Annotated in this window: 4 protein-coding genes and 2 pseudogenes; 3 read left to right on the top strand and 3 right to left on the bottom strand. The window is 59.7% G+C overall.

Annotated elements, in window-relative coordinates; all coding sequences use genetic code 11:
- Both ABF824_RS15990 and ABF824_RS15985 read right to left on the bottom strand, forming a co-directional pair.
- Positions 1-258 (bottom strand): annotated as a pseudogene (locus ABF824_RS15990) (CopG family transcriptional regulator); the annotation flags it as partial.
- 7 nt (positions 259-265) lie between these two features.
- Positions 266-2,266 (bottom strand): conjugal transfer protein TraG, encoded by a 2,001-nt coding sequence (locus tag ABF824_RS15985; RefSeq protein WP_415489951.1) that lies wholly within the window; start codon positions 2,264-2,266, stop codon positions 266-268.
- A gap of 173 nt (positions 2,267-2,439) precedes the next feature.
- Between ABF824_RS15985 and ABF824_RS15980 the strand changes: the two genes are divergently transcribed.
- The 3 genes from ABF824_RS15980 (at position 2,440) to ABF824_RS15970 (ending at position 3,495) form a co-directional block, all read left to right on the top strand.
- Complete coding sequence (locus ABF824_RS15980) at positions 2,440-2,709, top strand: type II toxin-antitoxin system CcdA family antitoxin (RefSeq protein WP_415489950.1); 270 nt, start codon at positions 2,440-2,442, stop codon at positions 2,707-2,709.
- Positions 2,710-2,713: 4 nt separating this feature from the next.
- Entirely contained in the window at positions 2,714-3,025 is a 312-nt protein-coding gene (locus ABF824_RS15975) for a CcdB family protein (protein WP_415489949.1), read from the top strand.
- A 95-nt stretch (positions 3,026-3,120) separates the two neighbouring features.
- Positions 3,121-3,495, top strand: a complete 375-nt coding sequence (locus tag ABF824_RS15970) for a hypothetical protein (RefSeq protein WP_415489948.1) — start codon at positions 3,121-3,123, stop codon at positions 3,493-3,495.
- 68 nt (positions 3,496-3,563) lie between these two features.
- Here ABF824_RS15970 and ABF824_RS15965 read toward each other — a convergent pair.
- Positions 3,564-3,731: pseudogene (locus ABF824_RS15965) on the bottom strand (IS5/IS1182 family transposase); the annotation flags it as partial.

Below are 3,731 nucleotides of genomic sequence, written 5' to 3'. Positions count from 1 at the left end.
GATGAACAGCGCCAGGGTCTCCACCGTGATGCCAATATCACGCTCCAGCCGCGCAAGACGCCGGTCCTGCCGGTCGAGACGTTTCGATGTCGCCGCCTCGCGGCGCTCCTCCCCGTCGGGCGAGAGGAAGGAAGCGACAGCGGCCTCCACGATCAGGGACATCGGCTGCGCGCGTCGCGCAGCATAGGCAGAGAGGGTCTTCATGACCTCCGGCTCAAGATATACGGAGATCTGGGCTTTCTTTTTTGCCATCGTCATAGCTGCCTCACAGTTCCAGCTCGTCGCCACGGTCGAGTGACGCCTGCCGGGCCACGCCCCGCATGAGATCGTTCATCCGGTTATTACGGGGTGCGAGGTCGTCGAATTCATCGGTCGGATCGGGTGCGAATTCATTTTCCATCGGCTCCTTCTTCTCGACTGTTCCCTCACCCAGTTCCGGCTGCCGACGCCGGGTGGACTGCTTCGGGTCTTCCTCGTCATCCTCCATGGCTACCGCCTCTGCTCCCGCATCCGGAACCGGCGGCCGGGGTGGCAAGGGCTGGTTACTCCAGTCATCCGGGCAACCGTCCTTGGGACGTGTGGGCTTTGGCGGTGGAAGGACACGCTCGCGGAAGCGGTCATCCTCGAAATAACGGGCCTTCTTCGCCCGGATCGGATAAAGACCGGAGACCATGACGATCTCGTCCGCCGGCGGGAGTTGCATGATCTCGCCTGCCGTCAGCAGCGGGCGGGCGGTTTCCGAGCGCGAGACCATCAGATGGCCGAGCCAGGGCGAAAGCCTGTGGCCGGCATAGTTCTTCATCGCCTTCATCTCGGTGGCGGTCCCAAGCGCGTCCGAGACACGTTTCGCGGTCCGCTCATCGTTGGTGGCGAAGCTTACCCGGACATGACAGTTGTCGAGGATCGAATTGTTTGGGCCATAAGCCCGCTCGATCTGGTTGAGGGACTGGGCGATCAGGAAGCTTTTGATCCGGTAGCCCGCCATGAAGGCCAACGCCGATTCAAAGAAATCCAGTCGCCCGAGGGCGGGGAATTCATCGAGCATCAGCAGGAGCCGCCGCCGCTGTGCCGCCGCATCAAGATCTTCCGTCAGGCGTCGCCCGATCTGGTTCAGGACCAGACGGATCAGCGGCTTGGTCCGGCTGATGTCCGACGGCGGCACGGTCAGATAGAGCGTCACCGGGCGATCACCATCAACGATGTCGGATATCCGCCATTCGCAGCGCCGCGTCATCTCCGCAACCACGGGATCGCGATAGAGGCCAAGGAAGGACATGGCGGTGGACAGCACACCCGACCGCTCGTTGGGAGACTTGTTCAGCAGTTCACGCGCAGCCGAGGCCACGACGGGATGCGCGCCGGCATCGCCGAGATGCTTCGTCCGCATCATCGCCGACAGCGTTGTGGCAATCGGGCGCTTCGGGTCCGACAGGAAATTGGCGACACCGGCCAGGGTCTTGTCGGGCTCGGCATAGAGGACATGCAGGATGGCACCGACCAGCAGGGAGTGCGAGGTCTTCTCCCAGTGGTTGCGCTTCTCCAGACTGCCTTCCGGATCCACGAGGATGTCGGCGACGTTCTGGGCATCGCGGACTTCCCACTCTCCACGCCGGATTTCCAGTAATGGGTTGTAGGCAGCAGAGGTTGCATTGGTGGGATCGAACAGCACGACGCGCCCGAAACGGGCGCGGAATCCCGCCGTCAGTTCCCAGTTCTCGCCCTTGATGTCGTGGACGATGGCGGAACCCGGCCAGGTCAGAAGCGTAGGAATGACCATGCCGACACCCTTGCCGCTGCGGGTCGGTGCGAACGTCAGGACATGCTCCGGCCCGTCATGCCGCAGGTAGGCCTTGCCATACCGGCCAAGCACCACCCCATCCGGGTCAAGCAGCCCGGCCTGGGCGATTTCATCCGGCCCTGCCCAGCGCGCCGATCCATAGGTCTCGATCTTCTTTGCCTCGCGGGCGCGATGGACGGACAGGGCCACGGCAGCGGCGAAGGCCAGCACGCCGCCTGAGCCTGCGATCCAGGCCCCGCGTGCGAAGACGTTCGGGGCATAGGCATCAAAGACATACCACCACCAGAAGAACAGCGGCGGCGCATAGACCGGCCAGCGATGGAACAGCACGAACCAGGGCCGACCGAGTTCAGGCTGGAAAGCGAGTTCCCATGCCGTCCATTCGGTCGCGGCCCACCAGGACAGGACGATCATGGACAGGACCAGCGCGACCTGTCCCCATTGAATACGTGTTCCGGGCTGCTCCATCTTCTCACTCCGATCCATCGGAGAAACAGCGGACAGCCGTCATTTCAAAGGACGCAAGCGCATTGTTGCCCCGATCGCACCCGGTCGGTCAGGAGCGAAAAAATACTTGCACCATGCGGTGCCCCTCCACATGATCTAGTCATGCGCATGGCATGCGTATAAGGAGTCGAAACATGGATGGCACCGTCACCCGTACCACGCACTACGATCGGGCTGCCCCGCGACGGCCTGTCAATCTGTCGCTCAACGCCGATCTGCTGGCTCAGGTTCGTCAGGTCACGCCGAACCTCTCTGCGACCGTCGAGACCCTGCTGGGTGATTATCTCCATGCCGCACGTGAGAAACGCGAAGACGAGCAACGGCAACTGGATGGCGTGATCGACGCAGTGAACGAACTGCATGCGCGGCACGGCTTCCTGAGCGACGAATTTTCGACGCTCTGAGCCGATGCCGCAATTCGCCATCTACCGGAACCCCGGCCGCAATCGGGACATCCCCTTCGTCGTGCAGATTCAGAGCACTCGACTGGAGCGCAGTGTGGGTCGCGTGGTCATGCCGCTCGTGCGGCGATCTGCCGGTAAGCCGCCAGACCATCCCCTGACGCCGCACCTTCGCGTCGAGGGTGAGGATGTGTTCGCTAATCCGCTTGATCTGGCGACCGTTCCCGTTGAGCGGCTTGGCACAGTTCTGGGCATTCTCCCTGAACGGGAACAGGATGCGATCATCCGCGCGCTGGACGAATTGGTCAGCCGGGCATGACCGACATGCAGCTTACTCTGTTGCCCCCTATAGGGCATTGATCAAGATACAAAACCAGCAGCGTGTTAAAATCGAGAGATGATGGGATTGATTGGATGTTTATAGTTGACGCTTCTTTTGTCAGAGGAACAGGATGGGGAACTCTTGAGAGTCTTTCAGAAAAAGTAGATATACGTATTTCTCCAATTACAGCAATAGAATTGGCAAGTCATATATGTGAATCTCCTGAAAAGAAGATTTATAATCGCTCGAAGGTGAATTTTCTGAAGTGTAAATTATTTAAAATGCTTGAAGATCCATTCTGGATATTAGCCAAGCGGAGCATTTTAACTGCACATAATTCCCGGCAACATGAAGCAACGATGATTGGTCGCCTGTTCCCTCTTGTGGAAAGTTCAGATCATCTGGAGGGATCGAAGAACCGTCAATTGATGTGCGTGGCCCGTGATTTCTGGCTTTTGGCGATTTGATTGACGGTTTTTGCGCTGGCATCCGGTCTGCGTTTTGAGCAGATTGGGCGCTGTTATCCGCTTGATAGCTACGCTGTGGCGCTGATCCGCTGCAGGAAGAGGAAGCGGCGCATGTTGTAGACGATATTGGCCAGGCCGATCCTCATAGTGGCTCGGGTGATACCGACAGTCCGGACAAACAGCCCCGTCTGTGACTTCTGATCGGCAAAGACATGCTCGACACGCGAGCGGATGAC

It is taken from the genome of Acetobacter sp., from assembly GCF_047721705.1.
GTDB lineage: Bacteria > Pseudomonadota > Alphaproteobacteria > Acetobacterales > Acetobacteraceae > Acetobacter.
Note: the sequence above shows the minus strand (reverse complement) of the source record. Positions and strands in the feature narration are given on the sequence as shown.